Annotated in this window: 21 protein-coding genes and 1 tRNA gene; 14 read left to right on the forward strand and 8 right to left on the reverse strand. The window is 58.7% G+C overall.

Translation table 11 applies throughout. The features are described from left to right. Nucleotides 1-41 precede the first annotated feature (41 nt). Complete coding sequence (gene lpdA, locus Q0677_RS03705; protein WP_298905966.1) at nucleotides 42-1,436, forward strand: dihydrolipoyl dehydrogenase; 1,395 nt, start codon at nucleotides 42-44, stop codon at nucleotides 1,434-1,436. 65 nt (nucleotides 1,437-1,501) lie between these two features. On the opposite strand, the gene Q0677_RS03710 is transcribed toward lpdA, so the two are convergent. The 3 genes from Q0677_RS03710 to Q0677_RS03720 form a co-directional block, all read right to left on the reverse strand. Next, nucleotides 1,502-1,933 (reverse strand): SRPBCC domain-containing protein, encoded by a 432-nt coding sequence (locus Q0677_RS03710; protein WP_298905969.1) that lies wholly within the window; start codon nucleotides 1,931-1,933, stop codon nucleotides 1,502-1,504. Beyond that, a complete protein-coding gene (locus Q0677_RS03715) occupies nucleotides 1,926-2,267 on the reverse strand; it encodes a metalloregulator ArsR/SmtB family transcription factor (RefSeq protein WP_282064693.1) in 342 nt (113 codons plus the stop codon). The genes Q0677_RS03710 and Q0677_RS03715 overlap by 8 nt, the downstream gene beginning before the upstream one ends. Before the next feature lie 120 nt (nucleotides 2,268-2,387). Further along, a complete protein-coding gene (locus Q0677_RS03720; protein WP_133488773.1) occupies nucleotides 2,388-2,741 on the reverse strand; it encodes a rhodanese-like domain-containing protein in 354 nt (117 codons plus the stop codon). Nucleotides 2,742-2,953: 212 nt separating this feature from the next. On the opposite strand from Q0677_RS03720, the gene uvrA reads away from it, so the two are divergent. Beyond that, the gene (gene uvrA / locus Q0677_RS03725; protein ID WP_298905976.1) at nucleotides 2,954-5,803 is read left to right on the forward strand and encodes an excinuclease ABC subunit UvrA; all 2,850 of its coding nucleotides are present in this window, start codon (nucleotides 2,954-2,956) and stop codon (nucleotides 5,801-5,803) included. Nucleotides 5,804-5,998: 195 nt separating this feature from the next. After that, nucleotides 5,999-6,745 carry a hypothetical protein gene (locus Q0677_RS03730; RefSeq protein ID WP_298905978.1) on the forward strand — a complete coding sequence of 249 codons (747 nt, stop codon included), beginning with the start codon at nucleotides 5,999-6,001 and terminating at the stop codon, nucleotides 6,743-6,745. Nucleotides 6,746-6,811: 66 nt separating this feature from the next. On the opposite strand, the gene Q0677_RS03735 is transcribed toward Q0677_RS03730, so the two are convergent. Together Q0677_RS03735 and mazG are read right to left on the reverse strand one after the other, a co-directional pair. Further along, a complete protein-coding gene (locus Q0677_RS03735) occupies nucleotides 6,812-7,804 on the reverse strand; it encodes a Fe(3+) ABC transporter substrate-binding protein (protein WP_298907476.1) in 993 nt (330 codons plus the stop codon). A gap of 119 nt (nucleotides 7,805-7,923) precedes the next feature. Beyond that, nucleotides 7,924-8,751: a nucleoside triphosphate pyrophosphohydrolase gene (mazG, locus tag Q0677_RS03740; RefSeq protein WP_298905980.1), complete on the reverse strand. Its 828-nt coding sequence runs from the start codon at nucleotides 8,749-8,751 to the stop codon at nucleotides 7,924-7,926. A 50-nt stretch (nucleotides 8,752-8,801) separates the two neighbouring features. Between mazG and Q0677_RS03745 the strand changes: the two genes are divergently transcribed. The 3 genes from Q0677_RS03745 to Q0677_RS03755 all read left to right on the forward strand — a co-directional run bounded on the left by Q0677_RS03745 (nucleotide 8,802) and on the right by Q0677_RS03755 (nucleotide 11,576). Further along, entirely contained in the window at nucleotides 8,802-9,965 is a 1,164-nt protein-coding gene (locus tag Q0677_RS03745) for a M20 aminoacylase family protein (protein ID WP_298905983.1), read from the forward strand. Nucleotides 9,966-10,032: 67 nt separating this feature from the next. Then, nucleotides 10,033-10,995 carry an agmatinase gene (speB, locus tag Q0677_RS03750; RefSeq protein WP_282064697.1) on the forward strand — a complete coding sequence of 321 codons (963 nt, stop codon included), beginning with the start codon at nucleotides 10,033-10,035 and terminating at the stop codon, nucleotides 10,993-10,995. A 152-nt stretch (nucleotides 10,996-11,147) separates the two neighbouring features. Further along, the gene (locus Q0677_RS03755) at nucleotides 11,148-11,576 is read left to right on the forward strand and encodes a DUF1499 domain-containing protein (protein WP_298905986.1); all 429 of its coding nucleotides are present in this window, start codon (nucleotides 11,148-11,150) and stop codon (nucleotides 11,574-11,576) included. Here the strand turns inward: Q0677_RS03755 and Q0677_RS03760 are convergent. Further along, a complete protein-coding gene (locus tag Q0677_RS03760) occupies nucleotides 11,508-11,804 on the reverse strand; it encodes a hypothetical protein (RefSeq protein ID WP_298905989.1) in 297 nt (98 codons plus the stop codon). The two genes, Q0677_RS03755 and Q0677_RS03760, sit on opposite strands and share 69 nt — an antisense overlap. 62 nt (nucleotides 11,805-11,866) lie before the next feature. Between Q0677_RS03760 and prfA the strand changes: the two genes are divergently transcribed. The 3 genes from prfA (at nucleotide 11,867) to Q0677_RS03775 (ending at nucleotide 14,595) form a co-directional block, all read left to right on the forward strand. Beyond that, entirely contained in the window at nucleotides 11,867-12,922 is a 1,056-nt protein-coding gene (gene prfA / locus Q0677_RS03765; protein ID WP_133488757.1) for a peptide chain release factor 1, read from the forward strand. Then, a complete protein-coding gene (gene prmC / locus Q0677_RS03770; protein ID WP_298905996.1) occupies nucleotides 12,919-13,767 on the forward strand; it encodes a peptide chain release factor N(5)-glutamine methyltransferase in 849 nt (282 codons plus the stop codon). Before prfA ends, prmC begins: the two co-directional genes overlap by 4 nt. A gap of 243 nt (nucleotides 13,768-14,010) precedes the next feature. After that, nucleotides 14,011-14,595: a DUF4167 domain-containing protein gene (locus Q0677_RS03775; RefSeq protein WP_298905999.1), complete on the forward strand. Its 585-nt coding sequence runs from the start codon at nucleotides 14,011-14,013 to the stop codon at nucleotides 14,593-14,595. A gap of 67 nt (nucleotides 14,596-14,662) precedes the next feature. On the opposite strand, the gene gpt is transcribed toward Q0677_RS03775, so the two are convergent. Next, nucleotides 14,663-15,184 (reverse strand): xanthine phosphoribosyltransferase, encoded by a 522-nt coding sequence (gene gpt / locus Q0677_RS03780; protein WP_282064703.1) that lies wholly within the window; start codon nucleotides 15,182-15,184, stop codon nucleotides 14,663-14,665. A 12-nt stretch (nucleotides 15,185-15,196) separates the two neighbouring features. After that, nucleotides 15,197-16,015, reverse strand: a complete 819-nt coding sequence (gene fabI / locus Q0677_RS03785) for an enoyl-ACP reductase FabI (RefSeq protein WP_298906002.1) — start codon at nucleotides 16,013-16,015, stop codon at nucleotides 15,197-15,199. A 158-nt stretch (nucleotides 16,016-16,173) separates the two neighbouring features. On the opposite strand from fabI, the gene pdxH reads away from it, so the two are divergent. The 5 genes from pdxH to Q0677_RS03810 all read left to right on the forward strand — a co-directional run bounded on the left by pdxH (nucleotide 16,174) and on the right by Q0677_RS03810 (nucleotide 22,480). Continuing rightward, on the forward strand, nucleotides 16,174-16,779 hold the full coding sequence (pdxH, locus tag Q0677_RS03790; protein WP_298906005.1) for a pyridoxamine 5'-phosphate oxidase: 606 nt from the start codon (nucleotides 16,174-16,176) through the stop codon (nucleotides 16,777-16,779). A 123-nt stretch (nucleotides 16,780-16,902) separates the two neighbouring features. After that, nucleotides 16,903-17,439 carry a cold shock protein gene (locus Q0677_RS03795; RefSeq protein ID WP_298907478.1) on the forward strand — a complete coding sequence of 179 codons (537 nt, stop codon included), beginning with the start codon at nucleotides 16,903-16,905 and terminating at the stop codon, nucleotides 17,437-17,439. After that, nucleotides 17,436-17,930 carry a DUF192 domain-containing protein gene (locus Q0677_RS03800; RefSeq protein ID WP_298906008.1) on the forward strand — a complete coding sequence of 165 codons (495 nt, stop codon included), beginning with the start codon at nucleotides 17,436-17,438 and terminating at the stop codon, nucleotides 17,928-17,930. Before Q0677_RS03795 ends, Q0677_RS03800 begins: the two co-directional genes overlap by 4 nt. Before the next feature lie 72 nt (nucleotides 17,931-18,002). Further along, nucleotides 18,003-18,079, forward strand: a tRNA-Pro gene (locus Q0677_RS03805). Nucleotides 18,080-18,772: 693 nt separating this feature from the next. Then, nucleotides 18,773-22,480, forward strand: coding sequence for a vitamin B12-dependent ribonucleotide reductase (locus tag Q0677_RS03810; RefSeq protein WP_298906011.1), 3,708 nt, complete (start codon nucleotides 18,773-18,775; stop codon nucleotides 22,478-22,480). Nucleotides 22,481-22,732 lie beyond the last annotated feature (252 nt).

Below are 22,732 nucleotides of genomic sequence, written 5' to 3' on the forward strand. Positions count from 1 at the left end.
ATAGTTTAATGCCAAACTATCTTGATGAGGAGGAGCCACCGATGGCAGGACAAAGTTTTGATACGATCGTAATCGGCGCAGGGCCGGGCGGTTATGTTGCAGCCATTCGGGCCGCACAACTGGGTCAGAAAGTGGCCATCATTGAACGCGAGCATCTGGGCGGCATCTGCCTGAACTGGGGGTGTATCCCGACCAAGGCGCTGTTGCGCTCGGCCGAGGTGTTCCACCTGATGCACCGCGCCAAGGAATTTGGCCTGTCCGCTGGCAACATTGACTACGATCTGCCCGCCATCGTGAAACGCTCCCGTGGCGTCGCTGCTCAACTGTCGGGCGGCATTGGCCACCTGATGAAGAAGAACAAAGTCACCGTGGTGATGGGCGAGGCGACGATCCCCGCCAAGGGCAAGGTCTCGGTCAAGACCGAGAAAGGCACCGAAGAGCTGACCGCCAAGAACATCGTTCTGGCCACCGGCGCCCGTGCCCGCGAACTGCCCGGGCTGGAAGCTGACGGCGATCTGGTCTGGACCTACAAGCACGCTTTGAATCCGCCGCGCATGCCGAAGAAACTTCTGGTCATCGGTTCCGGTGCAATCGGGATTGAATTTGCAAGCTTCTTCAACACCTTGGGCGCAGACACCACCGTGGTCGAAGTGATGGACCGCGTGCTGCCCGTGGAAGACGCCGAGATCTCGGCCTTCGCCAAGAAGTCTTTCGTAAAGCAAGGCATGAAGATCATGGAGAAAGCCATGGTCAAGCAGCTGGACCGCGCCAAAGGCAAAGTCACCGCCCATATCGAGGTTGGCGGCAAGGTCGAGAAGCAAGAGTTCGACACCGTCATTTCCGCTGTTGGCATCGTTGGCAATGTGGAAGGTTTGGGTCTGGAAGCGCTTGGTGTGAAGATCGACCGCACCCACGTTGTGACCGACGCCCATTGCCGGACTGGCGTGGATGGTCTTTATGCGATCGGTGACATCGCCGGTGCGCCGTGGCTTGCCCACAAAGCCAGCCATGAAGGCGTGATGGTGGCCGAGCTGATCGCCGGTCTGCACGCTCACCCGGTGAAACCGGAAAGCATTCCAGGCTGTACCTATTGTCACCCGCAGGTCGCCTCGGTCGGTCTGTCGGAAGCCAAGGCGAAAGAGCAGGGTTATGACATCAAGGTCGGTCGCTTCCCGTTCATCGGCAACGGTAAGGCCATTGCCATGGGCGACCCTGAGGGCATGATCAAAACCGTGTTCGACGCGAAAACCGGCGAGCTGCTGGGCGCCCATATGGTTGGCCCGGAAGTGACCGAGATGATCCAGGGATACGTGGTCGGCAAGACGCTGGAAACCACCGAGGAAGAGCTGATGCATACGGTCTTCCCGCACCCGACAATCTCGGAAAGCATGCACGAGGCTGTGCTGGACGCTTACGACCGCGTCATCCACATGTAAGGTGCTGTGAATTAAGAAGAAAAGGCCGGGTCAATCGCCCGGCCTTTTTTGCATTTTCCGATGGATCACGCCGCGACTTCAAGCCCTGCAAGCGCGTCCAGAATGCGACTCCAGCCTCCGTTATGATCATCGCGGCTCTGTTCTGACGGGAAGCGGACGTGGCGCAGGGTCAGGTCGGTGCCGCCATCTTTCGGCGCGAAGTCGAGCGTGACGAGCGAATCCTCTTGGCTGTTTTGTGAGACCCACGTGAAGGCCAGTTGGTTGGGGCGGTCGATCACGCGATACGCGCCGGTATGGGGCAGGTCACCTGCTTCGGGTACACGCATCATGATCAGGAATTGGCCGCCGACCTTTGGGTTGACCTTGGCTTCGGTAATGGTCACGCCCGGGCCAGGCACCATGAATTTGGCCAGCAGTTCTGAGTCCAGCCAGGCGTCAAAAACGCGCTCGGGTGGGTGCGGGATGTGGCGGGTGATTTCCAGGGAAAGCTCAGTCATTGTCGTCCTCCTTCAGGGCAGCTTCAAGGGCGTCTAGGCGCAGCGCCCAGATCGACCGGAGTTCGTTAAACCATTGATCGACAAGTGAAAGTGGGCCCATCTGAACCTCGATCAGATGTTCGCGCCATTCGGTGCGGCGTGTCACCAGCCCAGCGGTTTCCAGCACTTTGATGTGCTTCGAGACCGCGTTCAGACTGATGTCAAAACGCGCGGCGATATCGGTGATCCGAAGCGGACCTTCCTGAGCAAGCAGTGTCAGGATGGACCGGCGTTTAGGGTCTGACGCCGCTTTCAAAACCGTGGACAGAAGGTCCGTATCATTTCGTTCAACCATATGGATGAATAACACTGTGTGATTGCTCAGTCAACTGTTGGGGTGAATGAATTTTGGGCAAAGAAAAACCGCGCTTGGCAAAACCAGCGCGGTTCTCATTTCGTTAAAGGGAAGGGTGTCTTAGCGGGTGATTTCTCCACCGGCTTGATGCCAGTGACCCAAGCCGCCGATGTTATAGACCTCGTCAAAGCCCAGGCGTTTCAACACCTGCGCACCTTGCGCTGAACGTGCTCCGGATGCGCAGTACAGCGCCACGGGTTTCGAGGTGTCGATGTCTTTGTTGAAGTCCGGGCCTTTCGGGTCGCACTGAAACGGCATCACGGACAAGGGCACCACCACAGCCCCCTTGGCTTTGCCGGTCATCTGCACTTCGCCATGGTCGCGTACGTCGATCAGGTTGATCTCGCCTGCTAGGACTTTCGCGACCGCCTCACGCGGGTCCATCTTCGCCCCGCCCATCATGAAACCAAACATGTCATGCTCCTATTTCGCTTGCGCGTCTTGAGAAGGGATATAGAGGACAGCGCGTGCAGTTCAACTCTTTCACGGATTAAATATTCAAGAAAAGGAATGTAATGTCAATCCCGTCAGTGGCTGTCAGCTTGTTCTTGTAATGTTCTAACTTTTCGATTGTCTCGCCGCGGCCTTTGCCCTAACCGTTAGGGAAGTGTGAATTGGGGGTCAGAATGGCCGAGTTGAAAGAAATCCAGGTCCGCGGCGCGCGCGAGCATAACCTGAAGTCCATTGACGTGGATATTCCGCGCGACAAGCTGGTGGTGATCACCGGTCTGTCGGGGTCTGGTAAGTCCTCTTTGGCGTTCGATACGATCTATGCGGAAGGGCAGCGGCGTTACGTGGAAAGCTTGTCGGCCTATGCGCGCCAGTTCCTTGATATGATGGAGAAACCCGATGTGGATCACATCGCGGGGCTGTCTCCGGCCATTTCGATTGAACAGAAAACCACGTCCAAAAACCCGCGTTCGACCGTCGGCACAGTGACCGAGATCTACGACTATCTGCGTCTGCTCTTTGCCCGCGCGGGGACGCCCTTTTCGCCCGCCACCGGCCTGCCCATCGAAGCGCAGCAGGTGCAGGATATGGTGGACCGCGTGATGCAGATGGAAGAGGGCACACGCGCCTATCTGCTGGCCCCGATCGTGCGTGACCGGAAGGGCGAATATCGCAAGGAATTTCAAGAGCTTCAGAAGAAGGGCTTCCAGCGCGTCAAAGTGAATGGCGAGATGTATGAGCTGGACCAACCGCCGACGCTCGACAAAAAATACCGCCACAATATCGATGTTGTTGTGGATCGTGTGGTCGTGCGCGAAGGGATGGAGCAACGTCTGGCGGACAGTTTCCGCACCGCGCTGGATCTGGCGGACGGGATCGCCCATTTCGAAACTGCCCCGCGCGAGGGCGAGCCGGAGGTCATCACCTTCTCGGAAAATTTCGCCTGCCCGGAAAGCGGTTTCACCATTCCCGAGATCGAGCCGCGACTGTTTTCGTTCAACGCCCCCTTCGGGGCCTGTCCAGAGTGCGACGGGCTGGGTAAAGAGCTGTTCTTTGACGAACGCCTTGTGGTGCCGGACGCCACGCTGAAGGTGTATGACGGGGCATTGGCGCCGTGGCGGAAGGGCAAGTCGCCCTATTTCCTGCAAACGATTGAATCGATTGCGAAACATTACGAGTTTGACAAGAACACGCCATGGAAAGACCTGCCCGCCCATGTGCAGCAGGTGTTCCTCTATGGCTCGGGTGAAGAAGAGATCAAGTTCCGCTTCGACGAAGGCGGGCGTGTCTATGAGGTCACGCGCAGCTTTGAAGGCGTCATCCCCAATATGGAGCGCCGCTATCGCGAGACGGATTCGAACTGGATCCGCGAGGAATTTGAACGGTATCAGAACAACCGCCCCTGTGGGGCCTGTGGTGGGTATCGCCTGCGGGACGAGGCATTGGCCGTGAAAATCGGCTCGGGCGACCAGCTTTTGCATGTGGGGCAGGTGGTCGAGATGTCGATCCGCGAGGCCTTAGCCTGGGTCGAAGACGCGCCGAACCATCTGAGCGCGCAGAAGAACGAGATTGCGCGGGCCATCCTGAAGGAGATCCGCGAGCGTCTGGGGTTCCTGAACAATGTGGGTTTGGAGTATCTGACGCTCAGCCGCAATTCAGGCACACTGTCGGGTGGCGAAAGTCAGCGGATCCGGCTGGCCAGCCAGATCGGTTCGGGCCTGACGGGCGTGCTTTATGTGTTGGACGAGCCGTCCATTGGATTGCACCAACGCGACAACGACCGGCTGCTGACGACGCTCAAGAACCTGCGCGATCAGGGCAACACGGTGATCGTTGTGGAGCATGATGAAGAAGCGATCCGCGAGGCAGATTACGTTCTGGATATCGGCCCCGGTGCTGGGGTTCATGGCGGCGAAATCATCGCTCAAGGGACGCCCACGGACATTGCCGAGAACGAGAATTCGATTACCGGTCAGTACCTTACAGGCGTACGCGAGATTGCCGTGCCGAAGAAGCGGCGCAAGGGGAACGGCAAGAAGATCACCGTGAAGAAAGCCACGGGGAACAACCTGAAGAACGTGACCGCCGACTTCCCGCTGGGCAAATTTGTCTGCGTGACCGGCGTGTCGGGTGGCGGGAAATCCACGCTGACGATTGAGACGCTGTTCAAGACCGCTTCGATGCGCTTGAACGGGGCGCGCCAGACGCCAGCGCCTTGCGAAACCATCAAAGGGCTTGAGCATCTGGACAAGGTGATCGACATCGACCAGCGCCCCATTGGGCGTACGCCGCGCTCGAACCCAGCGACCTATACCGGGGCGTTTACGCCCATTCGCGAGTGGTTCGCAGGCCTGCCCGAGGCCAAGACCCGCGGCTACAAGCCGGGCCGGTTCAGCTTCAACGTGAAGGGTGGCCGGTGCGAGGCCTGCCAGGGCGACGGTGTCATCAAGATCGAGATGCACTTTCTGCCCGACGTTTATGTGCAATGTGAAACCTGCAAGGGCGCGCGCTATAACCGGGAAACGCTAGAGGTGCAGTTCAAGGGCAAGTCTATTGCTGATGTGCTGGACATGACTGTCGAAGACGCGCAGGAATTCTTCCAAGCCGTGCCCTCGATCCGCGACAAGATGGATTCGTTGATGCGCGTCGGATTGGGCTATATCAAGGTCGGTCAGCAAGCAACGACCCTTTCGGGCGGCGAAGCGCAGCGGGTGAAGCTGTCCAAAGAGCTGTCGAAGCGCTCGACCGGTCGAACGCTCTATATCCTCGACGAACCCACCACCGGCCTGCATTTCGAGGACGTGCGCAAACTGCTTGAGGTGCTGCATGAGCTGGTGGATCAGGGCAACACGGTCGTGGTGATCGAACACAATCTGGACGTCGTGAAGACCGCGGACCACATCATCGACATTGGACCGGAAGGCGGCGACGGTGGGGGCACGGTGGTGGCCAAAGGTACACCCGAGCAAGTGGCGAAGGTCGCGGAAAGCCACACCGGGCATTATCTGAAGGATATGCTGCGATAAGTTTGGGCATGTGAGGCAGATGGCAGTGGTAAGGGTTTTCCGATGAGGCAACTTCGATACGTGCATCTGCACCTGGGCGCACACCGGACCGGCTCGACCGCCTTTCAGATGGTCCTAAGTGCCAATGCGGCAGCACTTCAGGCACAGGGGTTGCGCCTTGGTTTTCCAGAACGTAGCCGCGTCCCGAATGGGCAGTTGCGCGCACATCTGGACCACGCAGCGTTGGAGGGCCCAACTCAGCTGAGAACGCAGATTGCGAAGAACCGCGCTGATCTCGCGCCGGTGCTGGGTACGGGTGAGTATCATCAGGCACTCTTGTCAGAAGAGAATTTCATCGGGGGCATGATATCCTTCGAGCAGGGGCGGTTTTATCCCAATGTGCGCGAACGGATGCGCCTACTAAGGATGGTTCTTCACCCCGCGGCAATTGGCAACGTCATGTTGATGATCCGTTCATATGACACGCTGTTCGAATCCGCTTTTCGAAAGAGGGCTGAAACCCATGTCATGCCCAGCTACGAAGATGTGCGCCATCGTCAGGCAAATTTTGAAGGCGGTTGGCCTGCTGTGGTCGAGGCCATCTTGGCTGAACTCCGGCCCCAAAAGCTGTTGGTGGTTCCGTACAGGCGCAAGCGTGATGACCTTGCGCTGCTTGGACGGCTCTGCCCCCATCTGGATATGGCCGGTCTGACGCCCAGCGAAGGGCGCACGAATATAAGCTTTCCGGATGCAGCCTTGTTCGAAATTCAGCGCCAGCGGCGGGCTGGGAATAAGCTTTTCTGGGACGAAAAACGCGCAATCTATGATGCATTTGCGGACAAGGTGGCGGAGCGTCCGTTCGTGCAGTTGCACTCTGACCACGCGAAGAATTTGAGGGCGCGGTATCTGTCCGACCTCGCACTTATGCGCCAGCGTTCAGACCTCACGCTTGTTGAAGACTGAAACGCATAAAAGCAAAGAAGGCCAAGACAGGATTGCCTTGACCTTCTTCTATACAGCGGGCTGTGCTTAGCCGTCGAAATCGACTTCTTGCACCAGTTTCAGAGCCTCGGCACGGTTGCCGGCGACTTCCATCAGGTTCACGCCGTCTGCGGTGAACTCACCCCAGCTGGTCACGACGGCATCTGCCTGCGTGCCCGGTGCGATCGGGTATTCATAGTTCTGCGAGGCATAGATTTCCTGCGCTTTTGGCGAGGACAGGAATTCCATCAGTTTGATGGCGTTGTCCTTGTTCGGCGCGTGCTTGGCCAGCGCCATGCCTGACAGGTTCACGTGAGTGCCCGAGCCTTCGAAGACCGGGAAGATGACGTTTACACTGTCGGCCCATTCTTTCTGCTCTTCATCGGCCAGCATTTTGCCCATGTAATAGGTGTTGCCGATCGAGATGTCGCATTCGCCTGCCCAGATCGCCTTGACCTGCGCACGGTCGTTGCCCTGCGGTTTGCGGGCGAGGTTGGCTTTCACACCTTCCAGCCATGCAGTAGTCGCGGCAGTGTCATGGTGGGTCAGGTGGGCCGAGACCAGCCCCAGCGTATAGCTATGAGTGCCCGAGCGGGTGCAGATGCGGCCCTTCCATTTCGGGTCGGCAAGGTCTTCATAGGTGGTGATTTCGCCCTCGGCCACGCGGTCTTTCGAGGCATAGACGATACGTGCGCGCGAGGTCAGGCCGAACCATTGGTCGCCCGGATCGCGGTAAGCCGCGGGGATGTTGGCTTCCAGAACGTCCGACTGGACCGGCTGGGTCAGGTCCGCTTCGACCACGCCTGCCAGACGCGAGATGTCGACCGTCATGATCAGGTCAGCGGGGCTGCGTTTGCCTTCGGCCTGCAGGCGTTCAACCACGCCTTGTTTCAAGAACGCCACGTTCACCGTGATTCCGGTGTCTTCCTGAAACGCGTCCATCAGGGGTTGGATCAGCTCGGGCTGGCGGAAGGAATAGACATTCACTTCGTCAGCGCTTGCGGCGGCGGGGGTTAGGGCTGTGGCGCCAACAAGGGCCATGGCAAGCGTGCGAACAGATTTCATCGCGCGGATCTCCTTTGGTTTCGATGGGGCGCTTAAACCCGAGTCTTTCGCTCGGGTCAATACCTGATAAAAATAATCGGGGAAAATGTCGCAGGTTATTGCGCAGCCCGTTCAGCGGCTTTTTCGGCCTCCCAAAGCGCGTCCATTTCTTCCAGATTGGATTGCTCGGGTGTTTTTCCCTCGACAGCTAACCGGCGCTCGATTCCCTTAAAGCGCCGTTCGAACTTCGCATTGGCGTGGCGCAGCGCTTCCTCGGGCTCGACATCCAGATGCCGGGCGAGGTTGGCGACGACGAACAGCAGATCGCCGATTTCTTCGCGCAGCTCGTCTTGTCCCAACGTATCGCGGGCCTCGGCCACTTCGCGCGCTTCTTCGGTGATCTTGTCCAGAACCATGCTGATCTCGGGCCAATCGAAGCCGACACGCGCGGCGCGTTTTTGCAGCTTTACCGCGCGCAGCAGGGCGGGCAGGCCAATGGCCACGCCGTCCAAGACGCCTTGCTGGGCTTTCGCCGCGCGTTCGGCGGCTTTGATGGTTTCCCAGTCGCGGGTCTGCTGTTCGGCCGACTTGTCGCGGTTTTCGTCCCCGAACACATGAGGATGCCGCGCGACCATCTTGTCCGACATCGTGTCAGCCACATCGTCAAAGCTGAACAGGCCCTTTTCTTCGGCCATTTGGGCGTGGAAGACGGATTGGAACAGCAGATCGCCCAGTTCGCCCTTCAGTTCATCCCACGCCTCGCGCTCGATCGCGTCGGCGACCTCATAGGCTTCCTCGATCGTATAGGGCGCAATGGTGCGGAATTCCTGCTCGATATCCCACGGACAGCCCGTGTCGGGATCACGCAAACGGCGCATGATCTCGCGTAGGCGGTCCATGCCGCCGTTCGGGTCGTGTACAAGCTGGTCGGACGTTTTGGTCATTGCATTTGCCCCGTATTCAGGAAACCTTCGACCCAATTCAGGAGGGCCCCATGGCTGTTATCAACCGTATCGCTGATTTTGACGAAGATATGAAGGGCTGGCGCCGTCATCTGCACCAGAACCCCGAGTTTGGGTTGGAGTGTCACCAGACAGCGGCGTTTGTTTGCGACCGCCTGCGGGAATTCGGCGTGGATGAGATCCACCCGCAAATCGGCGTTTCGGGCGTGGTGGCGATTATCAACGGGCAGGGGGATGGCCCGACCATCGGGTTGCGCGCCGATATGGATGCACTGCCGATGGAGGAGCTGACAGGGCTCGACTATGCCTCGCAGAATGAGGGGCTGATGCATGCCTGCGGCCATGACGGGCACACCACGATGCTGCTGGGGGCCGCGCGCTATTTGGCCGAAACGCGGAATTTCAGGGGGCGGGTGGCGCTTATCTTCCAGCCCGCCGAAGAGAATTTCGGGGGCGCCAAATACATGTGCGACGAAGGCATGATGACGCGTTTCGACATTTCCGAGGTCTACGCCCTGCACACCATGCCGGGGATCGAGCTGGGTCATTTCGTCTCTACACCCGGCCCGATGATGGCGGCGGTGGATACGCTGCGTGTGACGGTAACGGGCGTCGGCGGGCATGGGGCCTATCCGCATGAATGCGTGGACCCGATCCCGGCGATGGTCGCGATGGTGCAAGCGCTGCAAACCATCGTCAGCCGCAACCTACGTCCACTGGACGAACTTGTGGTCTCGGTCACGGAAATCCATGCCGGGACGGCGGATAATGTCATCCCCGAAAGCGGTTGGTTCGGCGCCACGATCCGCTCGTTCACGCCTGAGGTGCGCAAGATGGTCGAAACCCGGATTCGCGAGATTGTGGAAGGCCACGCAGCCAGTTTTGGTGTGACAGTCGATATTGATTACGAGCTTGGCTACCCGCCGATGATCAACACCGCGCCCGAAGTGGAGAAGGCGGCCGATGCCGCGCGTGAGATTTCGGGGGACGATCGTGTGGACGATGCCTCGGGTCGCGAGATGGGGGCCGAGGACTTTGCCTACATGCTGGAAGAACGCCCCGGTGCCTATCTGTTCCTCGGGCAGGGCGAGGGGCCGGGGGTGCATCACCCGAAGTTTGACTTCGATGACGAGGTCGCAGCCTATGGATCCAGCTTTTTCGCCCGTCTGGTCGAGCGGCTAAATCCGGTCGCATAAAATATGATCAAATTGCTGGCGTCGTGCGGTAACCTGTGCTAGGGATCCTCCAAACAAGGAGGTCAAAATGGCATTGGAAGACGCCGCCGAACAGGTGGATACCGCGATCACACGCGAAGGATTTAAAGGGCTTTCCTTTGAAAACACCTTTGGGGGTGTGCGGTCCTTCCTGCGTCGCACCTACACCAAGGACTTGTCGGATGTGGACATCGCCGTCACGGGGATTCCATTTGATCAAGCGGTGACAAACCGCCCCGGAACGCGCCTTGGCCCACGCGCCATTCGCGATGCGTCGAGCCTGCAATCTCCGGATCCCGCCTATGGCTGGGGCTTCGATGTTCTGTCGGAGTTTGCGGTCGCGGATTACGGCGATCTGGCCTTTGATTATGCCCGCATCGATCAGTTTCCGGCGGTGCTTGAGGCGCACATTACCTCGATCCTTGACCAAGACGCGGCCTGCCTGACGCTGGGTGGCGATCACTACATCACCTTCCCGATCCTGCGGGCGCATGTGAAGAAGCATGGGCCGCTCAGTCTGTTGCAGTTTGACGCACACACGGACACGTGGCCCGATGATGACATGAGCCGGGTGGACCACGGGACCATGTTCTATAAAGCGGTGAAAGAGGGGCTGATCGATCCCAGCCGTTCGGTTCAGGTGGGGATCCGCACCACCAACGAGGACACGTTGGGTGTAAACATCATCGACGCGCGCGAGGTGCATGAAACCGGCCCCGCCGCAGTGGTCAAAAAGATCAAATCCATTCTGGGTGACAACAAGACCTATTTGACCTTCGACATCGACGGCTTGGACCCGGCTTTTGCGCCCGGAACGGGCACGCCCGTGTGGGGCGGTCTGACCTCGGGCCAGGCGTCGATCATCCTGCGCGATCTGGCTGGGATCAACGTGGTGGGCGGCGATGTGGTCGAGGTGTCCCCTCCGTTTGACACGACCGGCGCCACCGCAATTGCCGGCGCGCATATCGCGATGGAGATCCTGAACCTCTGGGCCTATAACAGGCGCAAATAGGTTTTCTTTCAGAAAGATAGCAAGCAACGCCCGGAACGGTTTCCCCCGTTTCGGGCGTGTCATACTTGACGTTATGTCATACTGATCTGGGGGCTGTTTCGGCGCGTATCCGTCCTATATCTGGCCGGTCAAAGTCCTAGGAGCAGCCCCCCATGAAATTGATCCTCATCCTGATCGCCGCCCCGGTGATCCTTGCCTGCGCAGTAGCGATCTATGCACGGCTAACCCCGATTGATGCGGATCGATTTACCTCGACGCCCGGACCCGATGTGGTAGGCGTTCACAAGATGCCGGGCGGGGCGAAATATGTCCTGCCTCTGTCTGATCTTCCAAAGGATACCGTCGCCAAGCTTCTAGACATCGTGCGGCAGACCCCGCGGACGACCGAAGTCGCCACAGATACCGGCAACAGCTTTGTAACCCGCACGCGTGGGTTTGGTTTTCCGGATGTGACGCGGATCTGGCTGGAAGATGACAACTTGCACATTCATGCACATCTGGTGATTGGCAAATCAGATCTTGGGGTCAACCGCGACCGGGTTGGGCAATGGAACGAAACACTGCGGGGTTCCCTGCGCTGACACACACCCTTCGCCCGTTTCGCGCCACATTGGGACGTTCAGGCTCATCTCGCAGCGGGCCATGAAGGCACGCCCATCGACGAATAGGCAGATCGACTGGCCCAGCTCGACCCGGCCACCGGTGCTGTCGGTACAGTAACAGTCTATCACTTTGCCTCCGGGCCCGGTCACATCGGCATGGACCGGCGCGGCAATCATCAAACAGGCAAGCGCGATACGATACGTCATGGGCGCAGTCTAGCATGCCCGCGCCCCTTGACCAAACTCCCGTAATCATAGACACCATCCCCATGGTTCCTATGGAAAAACTCAACGCGATCACCGAGCGCTTTCAGTATCTCGAAGCCCGTATGGCCGAGGGCCTGTCGGGCGATGAAATTGCAGCTCTTGGACGCGAATATGCCGAGCTGAAGCCGGTGGTGGATGAAATCGCCAGCTATCAGCAGCTTCTGGATGACATCGCCGAGGCCGAGCTGATGATGGACGATCCCGACATGCGGGAATTGGCCGAGGAAGAGCTGCCCGCCCTGCGCGAACGCCTGCCCGAGATGGAGCAATCCATGCGGCTGGCGCTCTTGCCCAAGGACGCAGCCGATGCGCGCCCGGCGATGATCGAGATCCGCCCCGGCACAGGTGGGGACGAGGCGGCCTTGTTCGCCGGCGACCTTCTGCGGATGTACCAACGCTATGCAGAATCGCGCGGCTGGAGCTTTGATATTGTGGAGCAAAGCCTGTCCGAGCTTGGGGGCATCAAAGAGGTCACCGTCCATGTGAAGGGCGAGGGCGTCTTTGCACGGCTGAAGTACGAAAGCGGCGTGCACCGTGTGCAGCGCGTGCCGGAAACCGAAAGCGGCGGGCGGATCCATACCTCGGCCGCGACAGTGGCGGTGCTGCCGGAGGCCGAAGATGTGGACATTCAGATCGAACCCGGTGATCTGCGGATCGACACGATGCGGGCGTCTGGCTCGGGTGGTCAGCACGTGAACACGACGGATTCGGCGGTGCGGATTACCCACCTGCCCACGGGGATCATGGTGGTGAGTTCCGAGAAATCGCAGCACCGCAACCGCGAGATCGCGATGCAAGTTCTGAAGACGCGGCTTTACGATCTGGAACGTCAGCGCGTTGACAGCGAACGGGCGGCGGATCGGAAGTCTCAGGTCGGGTCGGGCGATCGCTCGGAACGGATCCGCACCTATAACTTCCCACAGGGCCGCATGACGGACCACCGCATCAACCTGACGCTTTACAAGCTGGATCAGATCATGGGCGGCGATCTGGACGAGATTGTGGATGCGTTGACCGCCGAAGCCCAAGCCGCGCAACTGGCGGATCTGGACGCGTGACGACCGGGGCGGTGCTGCTGGCCGGGGCCGTTGCGCGGTTGCGCGAGGCCGGGATCGACGATCCGGCGCGGGATGCACGGATTCTTCTGGCCCATGCGTTGGGAGTGGATCGCAGCCGCCTAACCTTGGTGATGCATGACGACGTGACGTACGATCAAGCAGGTGCGTTCGAACGGGCCATCGAGGCCCGCCTCAAACGCCAGCCCGTCGCGCAAATCGTCGGACAGCGCGCGTTTTACGGGCGCGACTTCATTGTGACACCCGACGTGCTGGATCCTCGCCCAGATACCGAGCTTTTGGTTGATCTGGCTCTGTCGGCGCCATTTGAATCGGTTTTGGATCTTGGCACAGGATCGGGCTGTATCCTGTTGTCATTGCTGGCAGAACGCCCCGAAACCATTGGGCAGGGGGTGGACCTCTCTGAGGCGGCGCTGGACGTGGCCCGCCAAAATGCCAATCAGCTTGGCGTACAGGATCGTGTCACGTTGCATGAGGGGAGTTGGTTCGCCCCGCTTGAGACCACGTCACGCTTTGACCTGATCGTCTCGAACCCGCCTTACATTACGCAGGATGAGATGGTCGAGTTGTCGCCCGAGGTGCGCGATTGGGAGCCACATATGGCTCTGACCCCCGGCGGTGACGGTTTGGACGCCTATCGGATCATTGCTCAAGCCGCGCCCGAATATTTGGCTAAGTGCGGGCGGTTGCTGCTTGAAATCGGGCACCTGCAAGGTGACGCCGTGTCCGCGCTTTGTCGTTCTGCCGGGTTTTCAGATGTCACGGTCCATCAGGATCTGGCAGGGAAAGATCGCGTTGTGGCGGCCTTGGGGTTTCAAAGGGCGTAACCTTCAGTCTGTGTCCTAAACCCTGATAATGACGCAAAATACCGCCAAATCGGGCAAATATTCCACATAAGGCTTGTGTTTTCCCGGGCCACATGGTTAGCAAGTGTAGCAGCGCCGCAGTCCACTTGGACCGCCGCTGTGAACAAGCCCTAAAAATCGGATCATCCGGCTGCCACGCAGCCCTTGACCGAGACAACAGCGCGGCGATGGCCGCAAGACTGTGCTGAGACCGGATACTTACTTATGAGATCGTCGAAATCACGTTCGCGCAACAAGTCGAACCGCAACCGGAATAACCCGGGGAACATCATCAACCGTGTGTATGATAGCTCGGGCCCGGAAGGTAAGGTGCGCGGTACGCCGCAGCAGATTATCGACAAATACAACCAACTGACACGCGACGCGTTCCTGTCGAACGACCGTGTGGCCGGTGAGAACTTCCAGCAGCACGCAGAACACTACACCCGCCTTCTGGGTGAAGCGCAGCGCGAGATCGAGGCGCGTCGTCAGCAAGCTGATCAGCAAAACCGCGAGCGCCAGCAACGCGAGAAAGACGCCCGTGCCGAACGTGCCGAGGCGCAGGCAAATGCCGCAGCCGAGCAGCCCGTGCCGGGCGAAGGCGCGCAGCCCGATCTGGCAGACGCACCGCAGCCCGATATTGCCGGTGATGATGATAACGGTCTGGTCGAGACGCCTGAAAGTAAGCCGCGTCGTCAGCCGTCGCGCGCCCGCAAGCCGCGCAAGCCTGCCCGCAAGGACGAGGCTTCGGAAGCAGACGCAAAACCTGCGCCTGAGGTAACAGATCCGTCGGGTGAAGCTGCCGAGTAATTCGCCATCTAACTGGCCATAAAAAAACCCCGGCTTGGCCGGGGTTTTTTGTTTCTATCAGAAGGGTTTAGTCCGTTCCGCGATAGGGCTCTACATACTGCAGCGCCATGTCCCACGGGAAGAAAATCCAAGTGTCCTGGCTGACTTCCGTGATGAACGTGTCCACCTGTGGGCGGCCTTTGGGCTTGGCGTAAACGGTCGCAAAATGTGCCTTTGGGTACATCTCGCGGACCAGCTCCAGCGTTTTTCCGCTGTCGACCAGATCGTCGACAATCAGGATGCCTTCTCCATCGCCCATCAGCTCGGCATCCGGTGATTTCAGCACCTGTGCGTCCCGCTGCTGATCGGCTTTACCGCCGCCGGCATGATAGGATTTGACGCTGATCGTATCCACAGTGCGGATGTCGAGCTCGCGGCTGACGATCATCGCGGGGGCCATACCACCACGGGTGATCGCGACGACAGCGCGCCACGCACCATCATCCGGGCCCTGACCGTCCAGACGCCATGCCAGCGCACGGCTGTCGCGGTGGATCTGATCCCAGCTGATGTGGAACCCTTTTTCGTGCGGCAGACGATGATCGCTCATGCTGTGCGCTCCTTATTTGCGGCCGGTGGTCACGTCGATGTCAGGCGCATCGACGGCCTTCATGCCGACCACGTGATAGCCAGCATCAACATGGTGGGTCTCGCCGGTCACGCCAGCACCCAGATCCGACAACAGATACAGGGCCGAGTTGCCCACGTCGTTGATCGACACGTTGCGGCGCAGGGGCGAGTTCAGCTCGTTCCATTTCAGGATATAACGGAAATCACCGATGCCCGAGGCAGCCAATGTCTTGATCGGACCGGCAGAGATCGAGTTCACGCGGATGCCGTCCTTGCCCAGATCCTCGGCCAGATAACGTACCGACGCCTCCAGAGCGGCTTTGGCCACGCCCATGACGTTATAGTGCGGCATCACCTGCTCGGCACCGTAATAGGTCAGAGTCAGCATCGAGCCACCATCGGTCATCAGATCGGCCGCGCGGCGCGCAACAGCGGTAAAGCTGTAAACCGAGATGTCCATGGTCATGCGGAAGTTTTCCGGGCTGGTGTCGACATAGCGGCCGCGAAGCTCGTTTTTGTCTGAGAAACCAATGGCATGGACGATGAAGTCCAACTTGCCCCATTTCTTCTCGAGCTCGGCGAACAGCGCATCAATCGACGCCTGATCTGCCACGTCGCATTCCAGAACAATGTCCGACCCAAGCTGGTCAGCCAGCGGTCCAACGCGCTTCTTCAGTGCTTCGCCCTGATAGGAAAAGGCAAGCTCGGCGCCGGCGTCGGCACAAGCCTTCGCAATTCCCCATGCAATGGATTTATCATTTGCGAGCCCCATGATCAGGCCACGCTTTCCCTTCATCAATTCGGTCGACATAATTATTCCTCGTCCCGCGATACTGCGTTAAGACCGTTTAGGCGATTGACGGTACGTCTTCAAGTCCGGCATGGCGCTATGTGCTTGTGAAATGGCGGGATTTGGCCAACCTATGATAGGCGGCTATGCGATCGTGGGCCGAGTGAGAAGGAATGCAAATGTCTGAACGTGACGGAATTTTTGCGGGGGATGACCCGTTTGCAATTGCACGTAACTGGTTGGCCGACGCCGAAAAAAGCGAGCTGAACGATCCGAATGCGATTGCGCTTTCGACCGTTGATGCCGACGGTCTGCCAAATGCGCGGATGGTGCTACTGAAGGACATCGAAGACGACGCGTTCGTTTTTTATACGAACTATGGCTCGGTCAAAGCGCAGGAAATCGAACAGGCTGGGAAGGCTGCATTCGTCATGCACTGGAAAAGTCTCAGGCGTCAAATTCGCGTGCGTGGAACCGTAACTCGCGAAGAAGGGGTTCAGGCCGACAATTACTTTGCGTCACGTTCTCTGAAAAGCAAACTCGGAGCCTGGGCGTCGCGGCAGAGCCAACCGCTGTCGTCCCGCGCGAGTTTGATGGCCAAGGTGGCAAAGGTCACTGCACAGCATGGACCGACACCTCAACGGCCCGAATTTTGGGGCGGATACCGCATTAAACCAAGCGAAATCGAGTTTTGGGCGGATGGGGCATTCCGCTTGCATGATCGCTTTCGCTGGACGCGGACAGGACAGGATGAAAACTGGAAGATCGAGCGGCTGAATCCCTGAAAATATTGCCGCTTTTTGGCTCTACCTATCCAAAAATACAGGGCCGGAGGGCTTGCGTCGACCGTGCAAACGCCCCAATAGTAAATATGGGGACGAAATGTGCTAGAGGTTGATATGTCGCAGATGGGTGATGCCCGCGCGCCAGAGGTGGTGCAAGGGCAGGTCAAATGGTTCGATCCGAACAAGGGGTTCGGGTTTGTGGTTGCGAATGAAGGTGGGGCAGATATTCTGTTACATGCCAATGTGTTGCGAAATTTTGGCCAAAGCTCTGTCGCAGACGGATCTAGCATCGAAATCACCGTTCAGGCCACCGATCGTGGCTATCAAGCGATCAGCGTTTTGTCGATTGCGCCCCCAGAAGGGGACAGCATCCATCAGCTGGAAGAGATTGTGGAAGGGCTGGTCGATCCCGACAGCATCGGAGATATGGAACCTGCCCGCGTCAAATGGTTCGACAAAGCCAAAGGATTTGGGTTCGCCAATGCATTTGGCAGCTCTGAAGACATTTTTGTGCATATCGAGGTTCTGCGCCGCTCGGGTCTTGCGGACCTGCAACCGGGCGAGGCGATCAGCATTCGCGCGGCCGATGGTAAGCGCGGCAAAATGGCGGTGTCCGTGCATGCGTGGGATGCGGCTGTCGACGACGGGCCCGCTTCTTGACCCTTTCCTTGCGCGCGGCCGTGATTGCGTGTTGCGCAAGCGTCGGCGCAACCGGGGCTCTGGCGTCGGATTGCCAGCTTGATCGCATCTCGATCCGCGGTGACTGGGGGCAGGCGTCCTTCACGATCGAGGTCGCCGACGACCCCAATGAACGGGCGCAAGGATTGATGTTTCGCGAAACCATGCCCACGACCCACGGCATGCTTTTTCTGTTCGAGGCACCGCAGCAGGTCGGTTTCTGGATGAAGAACACGCTCATTCCGCTCGACATGCTGTTCATTCGCCCTGATGGATCAGTTTCCCGCATTCATGAAAACGCGATCCCCCATGACACAACCCTAATTGACGGTGGGCCGGGTGTCAGCGCTGTGTTGGAAATAAACGGCGGGCTGGCTGCGCGATTTGGCATCGGTGAGGGCAGCGAACTGCAGCACCCGGCTTTTGATCAGGACGTGGCAGTCTGGCCGTGTGACGCGCCCATTTCGGATTAATCGACCAACATTGCATTTTGTCGGGATTTCTCTCTTTTCATTGCTGATGCACATCGGTAAGGAGGGGGCGTTCGGGACGTAGCGCAGCCTGGTAGCGCACCTGTTTTGGGTACAGGGGGTCGCAAGTTCGAATCTTGCCGTCCCGACCACTCTTCTACAAAAAGAGTTCGTCGTTTGAGATCTCCGCAAGGCGAGGATGCCACTATATGTGGTGACCTCTCGGCGATTGGATCCCCGCGTCATTCCCTTAGACCGCCAGTCAACGTGCCCGCAAGTGAGTCGGAATTCGGCGGATGTGGTCGCCCAACACGCGTAGATTCGACGCGCGTTTTGCGAAATCGAATAATGCTGTATCGCAGCATTGGGGCATGCCCATTTTTTACGCTATGGCTTGTGGTGGATCGTATCACTTCAAGCAACATATGGTGTTCGGTGCGTAAGCGGGCCAATTTGCTAGCAAAATAAGGATACACGCAAAGGTAGTATTAACCGAGAATCAACCAACACACATCCGGGCGCGCGCGCGGCCACCTGCGTCAACAAAAAAGAGTTGGGGATATCTCTGAATTTGTCGTTGACGGTATAGGGCGGTCTACGCCAGATTGTGGGGGCTAGTCGAAAGGGCCACAATATATAGTGGCTCGCGGTTGGTAGGGTGAAACAGGGGACCATGCTTCGATTTTGAAGTCTCAAGGGTGCGACGCTTTGAAAGCGTGCGGCGCTCGACGGTATTCCTGTGTCCTATCCGCAGCCACTTCGACTAGCACGAATTTGATGGAAAAGGGCAGATCCCTTGCGCTGACGGGCCGCAGGGGAGAACTACAGGGACTGGACAGGGCACAATGAAGATTGAACGCAAATTCACAAAATCCGGGCAGGGCGCATATTCCGAGCTGGACTTCACCACCACAGCATCGGAGATCCGCAACCCGGATGGCACCATCGTCTTCAAACTGGACGAATGCGAAGTCCCCACAAGCTGGAGCCAAGTGGCCTCGGATGTGATTGCGCAGAAATATTTCCGTAAAGCGGGGGTCCCCGCTGTCCTGAAGAAGGTGAAGGAAAAAGGCGTTCCCGAATTCCTGTGGCGCTCGGTCCCGGATGAAAAGGCCATGGAAGATCTGCCCGAAGAAGAACGCTTTGGTGGCGAGACCTCGGCCAAGCAGGTGTTTGACCGTCTAGCTGGCGCGTGGGCCTATTGGGGTTGGAAGGGTGGTTACTTCACCACCGAAGAAGACGCCCGTGCCTATTTCGACGAAATGCGCCACATGCTGGCCAGCCAGCGTGCCGCGCCCAACTCGCCCCAGTGGTTCAATACAGGCCTGCACTGGGCTTATGGCATCGATGGTCCGGCACAGGGCCACTATTATGTCGACCACAAGACCCGCAAACTGACCCGCTCGAAGTCTTCGTATGAGCATCCGCAGCCGCATGCCTGCTTTATCCAGTCGATCGGCGATGATCTGGTGGGCGATGGCGGCATCATGGACTTGTGGGTCCGCGAAGCGCGCCTGTTCAAATACGGCTCGGGCACCGGCACCAACTTTTCGTCCCTACGCGCAGCGGACGAACCACTGTCGGGTGGTGGCAAATCCTCGGGCCTGATGGGTTTCCTGAAAATCGGTGACCGCGCTGCTGGCGCGATCAAGTCGGGTGGCACCACCCGTCGCGCGGCCAAGATGGTAATCGTCGATGCCGACCACCCGGATATCGAGGAATACATCAACTGGAAGGTCAAGGAAGAGCAGAAGGTGGCCTCGCTGGTCGCTGGCTCGAAGATGCACGAACAGCATCTGAACCACATCTTCGCTGCCATCCGCGCGTGGGACGGCAAGGAAGAGGATGCCTATGACCCGAAGGTCAACGAGACGCTGAAAGATGCTGTCCGTTCGGCGAAAAAGGTCGCGATCCCCGAGGCTTACGTCAAGCGCGTGCTGGACTATGCCAAGCAGGGCTTTGGCTCGATCGAATTCCCGACCTATGACACAGACTGGGACAGCGAGGCCTATGCCACCGTCTCCGGCCAGAACTCGAACAATTCGGTCCGCGTGACCGACAGCTTCCTGAAAGCTGTTGAAGCCGACGCCGATTGGGAACTCATCCGCCGCACCGACGGCTCGGTCGCCAAGACGATCAAAGCGCGCGATCTGTGGGAGCAGATCGGCCACGCCGCATGGTCCTGTGCAGATCCCGGCATCCAGTACCACGACACAGTTAATGCGTGGCACACCTGCCCGGAAGACGGCCAGATCCGCGGCTCGAACCCGTGCTCGGAATACATGTTCCTGGACGACACCGCATGTAATCTGGCCTCGATGAACCTGTTGACCTTCCTGAAGGATGGTCAATTCCAGGCCGAGGATTACATGCACGCCACGCGCCTGTGGACCATCACGCTGGAAATCTCGGTCATGATGGCGCAGTTCCCGTCGAAAGAGATCGCGGAATTGTCTTATGTATTCCGCACCTTGGGTCTGGGCTATGCCAACATCGGCGGCCTGCTGATGAACATGGGCTATGGCTATGACAGTGACGAGGGCCGTGCGCTCTGTGGTGCGCTGACCGCGATCATGACCGGTGTAGCCTATGCGACCTCGGCCGAGATCGCCAGCGAACTGGGCGCCTTTGAGGGCTACGAGCGCAACAAGGACCACATGCTGCGCGTCATCCAGAACCACCGCAACGCAGCTTACGGCGCCAGCGAAGGTTATCAGGATTTGGCTGTGAAACCGGTTCCGCTGGACCTGAAAAACTGCCCCGATGCCAAACTGGTCGATCTGGCTATGGGCGCGTGGGACGAAGCCTATGCACTGGGTGAAAAGCATGGTTATCGCAACGCGCAGGTGTCTGTAATTGCGCCCACCGGCACCATTGGTCTGGTGATGGATTGTGACACCACCGGGATCGAGCCCGACTTCGCGCTGGTGAAGTTCAAGAAGCTGGCCGGTGGTGGCTACTTCAAGATCATCAACCGCTCGGTGCCGGCTGCTCTTGAGAAGCTGGGCTATGACAGCGCGCAGATCGAAGAGATCATCGCCTACGCCGTCGGTCACGGCACCATGGGCAACGCCCCTGCGATCAACCACACCACCCTGATCGGCCACGGTTTTGGCCAAAACGAAATCGAGAAGATCGAGGCAGCTCTGCCATCGGCCTTCGACATCCGCTTTGTCTTCAACCAGTGGACCCTGGGCGAAGAGTTCTGCACCAACGTTCTTGGCATTCCAGCGGACAAGCTGAACGATCCCGAGTTCAACCTGCTGCGTCACCTTGGCTTCACCCGCAAGGACATCGAAGCCGCGAACGACCACGTTCTGGGCACGATGACGCTGGAAGGTGCGCCGTTCCTGAAGGAAGAGCACTATAACGTCTTCGACTGCGCCAACCCGTGCGGCAAAAAAGGCAAGCGTTTCCTGAGTGTTGATAGCCACATCCACATGATGGCCGCTGCGCAGTCGTTCATTTCGGGCGCGATTTCGAAAACGATCAACATGCCCAACGATGCCACGATCGAGGATTGCCAGAAGGCCTATGAACTCAGCTGGTCACTGGGTGTGAAGGCCAATGCGCTCTATCGCGATGGCTCGAAGCTGAGCCAGCCTTTGGCAGCGGCCCTGGTCGAGGATGACGAAGAGGCAGAAGAAATTCTGGCCTCGGGTTCGACCCACGAAAAAGCCGTGACGCTGGCCGAGAAGATCATCGAGAAAGTGGTGATCAAAGAGGTCGCACGCGGTCGCGAGAAGCTGCCCGAGCGCCGCAAGGGCTACACTCAGAAAGCCATCGTCGGCGGTCACAAGGTCTATCTGCGCACCGGCGAATACGAAGACGGCAATCTGGGCGAGATCTTCATCGACATGCACAAGGAAGGCGCTGGCTTCCGTGCGATGATGAACAATTTCGCCATCGCCGTGTCGGTCGGCCTGCAATACGGCGTGCCGCTGGAAGAGTTCGTGGACGCCTTCACCTTCACCAAGTTCGAACCGGCGGGCATGGTTCAGGGCAACGACTCGATCAAGAACGCGACGTCTATCCTGGATTATATCTTCCGCGAACTGGCCGTATCCTATCTGGACCGCACCGATCTGGCACATGTGAAACCGCAAGGGGCCACGTTCGACGATCTGGGCCGTGGCGAGGAAGAGGGTGTATCCAACGTTCAGGAACCGTCCGAGAGTGCCGCCACCAAGTCCTTGGAAGTGCTGAAGCAAATCAGCTCGACCGGCTACCTGCGTAAGCGCCTGCCGCAAGAACTGGTGGTGCTGCAGGGTGGTGCGGAAGCGGGCGGGACCGTTCTGACCGGAACCGATCCCGTGGCGACCTTGAACACGTTGGTGCCGGAAACGGCGGGTGGCGACACCGCTGTGGTCGAGATGTCGGTGACCGAGACCTCGGTTTCGACCGGGACCGTGAACACCATTGATGCACGCACCAAGGCCAAGATGCAGGGCTACGAAGGCGATCCCTGTGGCGAGTGCGGAAACTACACGCTGGTGCGCAATGGCACCTGCATGAAGTGCAACACCTGTGGGTCGACCACGGGCTGTAGCTAACGGTTTCGTCTGGGCCGCCGTGTCCCAAGTGGCGGCCCGGGCAAGGTTAGGGTGGGTACGGGGGATGCCCGCCATCCTAACATGGGGCAGGTGCGCTTGCCCCCGACACAGGTAGGGCCGCAGGCAAACAATCTGAGCGGTACCAATGATGAGCCCTATCAGTGAAACTGGGGTGCCCGCCGGGCACCCCGTTTTTCTTTGTGGCTCAAGATGAACAGCGCGCGGCCTCTTTACGATAGGTCATGCTCGACA

Source organism: uncultured Aliiroseovarius sp. (assembly GCF_947492455.1).
Classification (GTDB): Bacteria; Pseudomonadota; Alphaproteobacteria; order Rhodobacterales; family Rhodobacteraceae; genus Aliiroseovarius.

Bases quoted from the DNA above. Each gene is read 5' to 3' on its own strand.
- fabI (WP_298906002.1), bottom strand. From the start codon at position 16,015: ATGTCGACCGAATTGATGAAGGGAAAGCGTGGCCTGATCATGGGGCTC.
- Q0677_RS03795 (WP_298907478.1), top strand. From the start codon at position 16,903: ATGGGTGATGCCCGCGCGCCAGAGGTGGTGCAAGGGCAGGTCAAATGG.
- Q0677_RS03735 (WP_298907476.1), bottom strand. From the start codon at position 7,804: ATGGCCCTTGTTGGCGCCACAGCCCTAACCCCCGCCGCCGCAAGCGCT.
- Q0677_RS03755 (WP_298905986.1), top strand. From the start codon at position 11,148: ATGAAATTGATCCTCATCCTGATCGCCGCCCCGGTGATCCTTGCCTGC.
- Q0677_RS03720 (WP_133488773.1), bottom strand. From the start codon at position 2,741: ATGTTTGGTTTCATGATGGGCGGGGCGAAGATGGACCCGCGTGAGGCG.
- Q0677_RS03775 (WP_298905999.1), top strand. From the start codon at position 14,011: ATGAGATCGTCGAAATCACGTTCGCGCAACAAGTCGAACCGCAACCGG.
- speB (WP_282064697.1), top strand. From the start codon at position 10,033: ATGGCATTGGAAGACGCCGCCGAACAGGTGGATACCGCGATCACACGC.
- lpdA (WP_298905966.1), top strand. From the start codon at position 42: ATGGCAGGACAAAGTTTTGATACGATCGTAATCGGCGCAGGGCCGGGC.
- Q0677_RS03710 (WP_298905969.1), bottom strand. From the start codon at position 1,933: ATGACTGAGCTTTCCCTGGAAATCACCCGCCACATCCCGCACCCACCC.
- pdxH (WP_298906005.1), top strand. From the start codon at position 16,174: ATGTCTGAACGTGACGGAATTTTTGCGGGGGATGACCCGTTTGCAATT.
- Q0677_RS03810 (WP_298906011.1), top strand. From the start codon at position 18,773: ATGAAGATTGAACGCAAATTCACAAAATCCGGGCAGGGCGCATATTCC.
- Q0677_RS03715 (WP_282064693.1), bottom strand. From the start codon at position 2,267: ATGGTTGAACGAAATGATACGGACCTTCTGTCCACGGTTTTGAAAGCG.
- Q0677_RS03745 (WP_298905983.1), top strand. From the start codon at position 8,802: ATGGCTGTTATCAACCGTATCGCTGATTTTGACGAAGATATGAAGGGC.
- uvrA (WP_298905976.1), top strand. From the start codon at position 2,954: ATGGCCGAGTTGAAAGAAATCCAGGTCCGCGGCGCGCGCGAGCATAAC.
- mazG (WP_298905980.1), bottom strand. From the start codon at position 8,751: ATGACCAAAACGTCCGACCAGCTTGTACACGACCCGAACGGCGGCATG.
- prfA (WP_133488757.1), top strand. From the start codon at position 11,867: ATGGTTCCTATGGAAAAACTCAACGCGATCACCGAGCGCTTTCAGTAT.
- Q0677_RS03760 (WP_298905989.1), bottom strand. From the start codon at position 11,804: ATGACGTATCGTATCGCGCTTGCCTGTTTGATGATTGCCGCGCCGGTC.
- gpt (WP_282064703.1), bottom strand. From the start codon at position 15,184: ATGAGCGATCATCGTCTGCCGCACGAAAAAGGGTTCCACATCAGCTGG.